The organism is Isoptericola sp. NPDC060257 (assembly GCF_042726645.1).
In the GTDB taxonomy this organism is placed as follows: Bacteria; Actinomycetota; Actinomycetes; order Actinomycetales; family Cellulomonadaceae; genus Isoptericola; species Isoptericola nanjingensis.
Genome location: NZ_JBHXAW010000285.1, coordinates 1 through 5612, shown reverse-complemented (window position 1 = coordinate 5612; position 5612 = coordinate 1). Strand labels below are relative to the sequence as shown.

Below are 5612 nucleotides of genomic sequence, written 5' to 3'. Positions count from 1 at the left end.
GCCCCCGGCCTCCGTCATGGAGGTCGGGGGCTCGACGTCTCGTACTACCTCGGCAGGTCTCGTACTACCTCGGCGGTGGCCGGACTACCTCGGCGTCACGACCAGCCCCGCGGCGTCCGGGGACCGGTCGACGACGACGGTGCCGCCGTCGGACACGGCGCCGGACAGCAGCTCCTTGGCGAGCCGGTCGCCGATCTCGCGCTGCACCAGCCGGCGCAGCGGGCGGGCGCCGTACGCGGGGTCGAAGCCCTCCAGCGCCAGCCACTCGCGCGCGGCGGGCGTGACGTCCACCGTGATGCGCCGGTCGGCCAGCCGCTTCGCGAACGCCGCGACCTGGAGGTCGACGATCTCCCCGAGCTCCTCGACGTTGAGCGCGTCGAAGATCACCACGTCGTCGAGCCGGTTGAGGAACTCCGGCTTGAACGACGCGCGCACGGCCGCCATGACCGCCTCGCGGCGGGCGGCGTCGTCGAGCGCCGGGTCGACGAGGAACTGCGAGCCCAGGTTCGACGTCAGCACGAGGATGACGTTGCGGAAGTCGACCGTGCGGCCCTGGCCGTCGGTGAGGCGGCCGTCGTCGAGCACCTGCAGCAGGATGTCGAAGACCTCGGGGTGCGCCTTCTCCACCTCGTCCAGCAGGACGACGGAGTACGGGCGCCGCCGCACGGCCTCGGTGAGCTGCCCGCCCTCCTCGTAGCCGACGTACCCGGGGGGCGCGCCGACCAGCCGCGACACCGAGTGCTTCTCCGAGTACTCGGACATGTCGATGCGCACCATGGCGCGCTCGTCGTCGAACAGGAAGTCCGCGAGCGACTTGGCCAGCTCGGTCTTGCCGACGCCGGTCGGGCCGAGGAACAGGAACGACCCGGTCGGCCGGTCGGGGTCGGCCACGCCGGCGCGCGAGCGCCGCACGGCGTCCGACACCGCGCGCACCGCGGCCGTCTGGCCGATGAGCCGCTCGCCGATGACGTCCTCCATGTGCAGGAGCTTTTCCGACTCGCCCTGCAGCAGGCGCCCGGCGGGGATGCCGGTCCAGGCGGCGACCACCTCGGCGATCTCGTCGGAGCCCACCTTGTCGGCGATCATCGGGGCCTCGTGCACGGCTGCCTCGTCGGCCTCCTGCGACGCCTCGGCCCGCTCCGCGTCGGCGAGCTCGCGCTCGACCTGCGGGATCTCGCCGTACAGGAGGCGCGCGGCGGACTCGAGGTCGCCCTCGCGCTGCAGCCGGTCGGACTCGGTGCGCAGCTCGTCGATGCGGGCGCGCAGGTCGCCGACCCGGTTGTGGCCGGCCTTCTCCGACTCCCACCGCGCCGTGAGCGCGGCGAGCCTCTCGCGCGTGTCGGCGAGGTCGGCCCGCAGCCGCTCGAGTCGCTCGGTGGAGGCGGCGTCGTCGGACTCCTTGAGCACGACCTCCTCCATCTCGAGGCGCGTGACGGCGCGCTGCAGCTCGTCGATCTCGACCGGCGAGGAGTCCATCTCCATGCGCAGGCGCGACGCCGCCTCGTCGACGAGGTCGATCGCCTTGTCGGGCAGCTGCCGGCCGGTGATGTACCGGTCGGACAGCGCGGCGGCGGCCACGAGCGCGGAGTCGGCGATCGTCACCTTGTGGTGCGCCTCGTACCGCTCCTTGAGCCCGCGCAGGATCGCGACCGTGTCCTCCACGGACGGCTCGCCGACGAACACCTGCTGGAACCGGCGCTCGAGGGCCGGGTCCTTCTCGATGTGCTCGCGGTACTCGTCGAGGGTCGTGGCGCCGACCAGGCGCAGCTCGCCGCGGGCGAGCATCGGCTTGAGCATGTTGCCCGCGTCCATGGCGCCCTCGCCGCCGGCGCCCGCGCCGACGACCGTGTGCAGCTCGTCGATGAAGGTGACGACCTCGCCGTCCGACGCGGTGATCTCCTCGAGCACGGCCTTGAGCCGCTCCTCGAACTCGCCGCGGTACTTGGCGCCCGCGACCATGCCCGCCAGGTCGAGCGCGACGAGGCGCTTGCCCTGCAGGGACGTCGGGACGTCGCCCGCGACGATGCGCTGGGCCAGGCCCTCGACGACGGCGGTCTTGCCGACGCCGGGCTCGCCGATGAGCACGGGGTTGTTCTTGGTGCGGCGGCTGAGCACCTGCACGACGCGGCGGATCTCGGAGTCGCGGCCGATGACAGGGTCGAGCTTGCCGTCGCGGGCGCGCTGCGTGAGGTCGCTGCCGTACTGCTCCAGCGCCTTGTACGTGCCCTCGGGGTGGGGGCTGGTGACGCGGGAGGAGCCGCGGACGGCGGGCAGCGCGGCGCGCAGGGCGTCGGCGGTCGCGCCCGCCTCGGCCAGCGCCTGGGCGGCGGCGGACTGCCCGGCGGCGAGCGCGATGAGCAGGTGCTCCGTCGACACGTACTCGTCGCCGAGCGCCTCGGCCTCCTTGGCCGCGTTCTCCAGCACCGCGCTCATCGCGCGCGACGGCGCGGGCTGCGCGACGGCGGACCCGCTCGCCTGCGGCAGGGCGACGAGGGCCGCGCGGGCACGCTGGCCGATCTGCTGGGCGTTCGCGCCGACGGCGTCGAGCAGGCCGACGGCGACGCCGCCCGTCTGCTGGAGCAGCGCCTGCAGCAGGTGCACGGGCTCGAGCTGGGGGTTGCCCGCGGCCGACGCCGACTGGACGGCGTCGCCGAGCGCCTGCTGCGACATGGTCGTGAGCTTGATGTCCATGGGACCTCCGGGATGACGTGCGATGACACGGGAAAAACGTCTGTCGGGGGAACGCCGCCAAAGTTGAGTCTATTCCGCTCAACTTTGATCGCAAGCCGCCCGGGGTGCCGGGTGGCTCCCGGACGGCCGCTGCGGGATGCTGGGCCGGTGACCACTCCAGCCCGCGGCCCCGTGCGCCGCCTCCGCACCGCGATCGCGGCAGCCCTGGCCGCCGTCGGCCTCCTCGCCCTCGCCGGGTGCATGAAGGTCGACATGGACATGACGCTGTCGGAGGACGACACCGTCTCCGGCTCGATCGTCATGGCCGTCTCCAACAGCCTGGCCGAGACCATGGGGATGGAGCCGGGCGAGCTGTGGAAGCAGGCGGGCGGGGAGCTGTCCCAGAACCTCCCCGAGGGCACGTCCCAGGAGCCGTACTCCGACGACGAGTACACCGGCACCCGGTACACGTTCACCGAGGCCCCGATCAGCCAGATCTCGGGCGAGGGCGGCGAGGACCTCACCATCACCCGCGACGGCGACGACTACGTCGTCGACGGCACCATGAACCTCTCCGAGGGCGCCGACCAGCTGAAGTCGCTGCCGCAGAACGTCCAGGACGCCTTCGACGTCAGCCTCGCCATCACCTTCCCCGGCCCGGTCAGCGACGCCACCGGCACCATCGACGGCAACACCGTCACCTGGACGCCGACGGTCGGCGAGAACACCGAGATCCACGCCGTCGGCGCCGCCAGCGCGGGCAGCAGCTTCCCGTGGTGGATCGTCGGGCTCGTCGTCGGACTGGTCGTCATCGGCCTCGTCGTGTGGTTCGTCGTGCGGAACAACCGCCGCCCCGCCACGTCGACGGGCACGGTCACGGGCACCGCGACGGGCGACGCCGCCCTCGCCGCGCAGGCCGCCCCCGGGGCCGTGCCCGCCGCCGGCCCGACGCCGGAGGAGCAGGTCTTCGGCGCGCCCGCGACCCCGCCCGCGGAGCCGGGCACCGGCCCGGTCGCCGAGCCGCTCGAGCCGGAGGCCGCGCCCGAGGCCGCCCCGCCCGCCGGCCCCACGACCGGCCCCGTCGCGGAGCCGCTCGAGCCCGGCCGCCCGGGCGAGGAGGACACCGTCCGGCAGGAGCCCGCCGCGACGCCGGGTCCCGACGTCGAGCCCGACGTCACGGGCACTCCCGACGACCGCCCCGGCGACGAGGACCGCCCGTCCGGTCCCGCGCAGGGTGCCTGACGCGCAGACCGCGCCGCGCCCCGGGCCCGGGGCGTGGCGCGAGGACGTCCTCGGCCCGGAGTTCCGGGCGCGCACGCTGCCGCTGCCCGGTGGCGCGGAGGCCGTGCTGGTGCGGCACGTGCCGTCCACGCCGGACGACGACGGCGCGCCGGGCCCGCACGGCGTCGCGCGCACGGCGGTGCTGTCCGTGCACGGGTTCGTCGACTACTTCTTCCACCCGCACGTCGCCCGCACCGTCGCCGCCCGCGGGCACGCGTTCTACGCCGTCGACCTGCGCGGCCACGGACGGGCGCTGGCCGCGCACGTCGCCGCCGGGCGCGACCCGAACCTCGTGGACGACCTGGCCCTGTACGCCCAGGACCTCGACGCCGCGGCCGCCGTCGTGCGGGCCGCGGGACACGAGCGGCTGGTGGTGCTCGGGCACTCCACGGGCGGCCTGGTCGCGCCCCTGTGGGCGAACGCCCGCCCCTCCCGCGCGGACGCGCTCGTGCTCAACAGCCCGTGGCTGGAGCTCAACGAGAGCTGGCTGATGCGCGGCCCGGCGACCTGGGCGATCGACGTCGTCGGACGCGTCGCGCCGCGGGTGGTCGTGGGTGCCATCGGCGAGCACTACGGCGCCGCGCTGCACCACGAGACCGGCGGAGAGTGGGACTACGACCTGGCCTGGAAGCCGCACGCCGGCTTCCCCGCCCGCGCCGGGTGGCTGCGCTCCGTGCGCCGGGCGCAGCACCGGGTGGCCCGCGGGCTGGACCTCACGATCCCGGTCCTCGTGCTCGCGTCCGACCGGTCCGGCCCGGCGCGGTCGTGGCACGACGAGCTGGTCACCACGGACTCCGTGCTGGACGTCGCGCACATCCGCGACCGGGCGCCCCGCCTGGGCAGCGACGTCACCGTGCGGACGGTCGCCGGCGGCGCGCACGACCTCGCCCTCTCACCGCAGCCCGCCCGCGACACCTACCTCACCACCGTGCTGGACTGGGTCGAGGCGCTCCCCTAGCACCCACGGTCGTGTCCGATTCCCGCTAGCCCTCCGTCGGTGGACCGCGTGAGGATGGGGGCATGACGACGACGGCCCACCACGACGCGCGGGAGTTCGAGGAGCGGTACCGCGCCATCGCCGCGCGGGACACCCGGTTCGACGGGCAGTTCTTCACGGCGGTCAGCTCCACGGGCATCTACTGCCGCCCGTCCTGCCCGGCGCGCACGCCGAAGCCGGAGAACGTCACCTTCTACCTCACCTCGGCGGCCGCGCACGAGGCCGGCTACCGCGCATGCAAGCGCTGCCTGCCCGAGGCCGCGCCCGGCACCCCGGCATGGGACCTGCGGCACGACCTCGCCGGACGGGCGATGCGCCTCATCGCCGACGGCGTCGTGGACCGCGAGGGCACGGACGGGCTCGCAGCCCACCTCGGGTACAGCGCGCGGCACGTGCACCGCCTGCTCACCGCCGAGCTCGGCGCCGGCCCGCTCGCCCTGGCCCGCGCGCAGCGGGCCCAGACCGCGCGGAGTCTCGTCGTCGGCACCGACCTCCCGCTCGCGGACGTCGCCTTCGCGGCCGGGTTCGGCTCCATCCGGCAGTTCAACGACACGATGACCGAGGTCTTCGCCGTCGTGCCGAGCGAGCTCCGTGCGCGTGCCCGCACCCACCGCCGTCCCACGGCGTTCCAGCAAGCGGCGCGCCGGGCCGCCCGGTCCCTCGT

The 5612-nt window shown here is 74.8% G+C and carries 4 protein-coding genes; 3 read left to right on the top strand and 1 reads right to left on the bottom strand.

Translation table 11 applies throughout. From position 1 onward, the window contains the following. Positions 1–84: 84 nt before the first annotated feature. Positions 85–2691, bottom strand: a complete 2607-nt coding sequence (gene clpB, locus ACFWEK_RS18160; protein WP_430554936.1) for an ATP-dependent chaperone ClpB — start codon at positions 2689–2691, stop codon at positions 85–87. Positions 2692–2838: 147 nt separating this feature from the next. Here clpB and ACFWEK_RS18155 point away from each other — a divergent pair, with 147 nt between their 5' ends. From ACFWEK_RS18155 to ACFWEK_RS18145, 3 genes are all read left to right on the top strand, one after another. Continuing rightward, positions 2839–3912 carry an LppM family (lipo)protein gene (locus ACFWEK_RS18155; protein ID WP_430554935.1) on the top strand — a complete coding sequence of 358 codons (1074 nt, stop codon included), beginning with the start codon at positions 2839–2841 and terminating at the stop codon, positions 3910–3912. Then, positions 3905–4909 (top strand): alpha/beta hydrolase, encoded by a 1005-nt coding sequence (locus ACFWEK_RS18150; RefSeq protein WP_430554934.1) that lies wholly within the window; start codon positions 3905–3907, stop codon positions 4907–4909. The genes ACFWEK_RS18155 and ACFWEK_RS18150 overlap by 8 nt, the downstream gene beginning before the upstream one ends. A gap of 62 nt (positions 4910–4971) precedes the next feature. Further along, positions 4972–5612, top strand: a 641-nt coding sequence (locus ACFWEK_RS18145) for a bifunctional transcriptional activator/DNA repair enzyme AdaA (protein ID WP_430554933.1), incomplete at its 3' end; no start/stop codon positions are given.

Bases quoted from the DNA above. Each gene is read 5' to 3' on its own strand.
- clpB (WP_430554936.1), bottom strand. From the start codon at position 2,691: ATGGACATCAAGCTCACGACCATGTCGCAGCAGGCGCTCGGCGACGCC.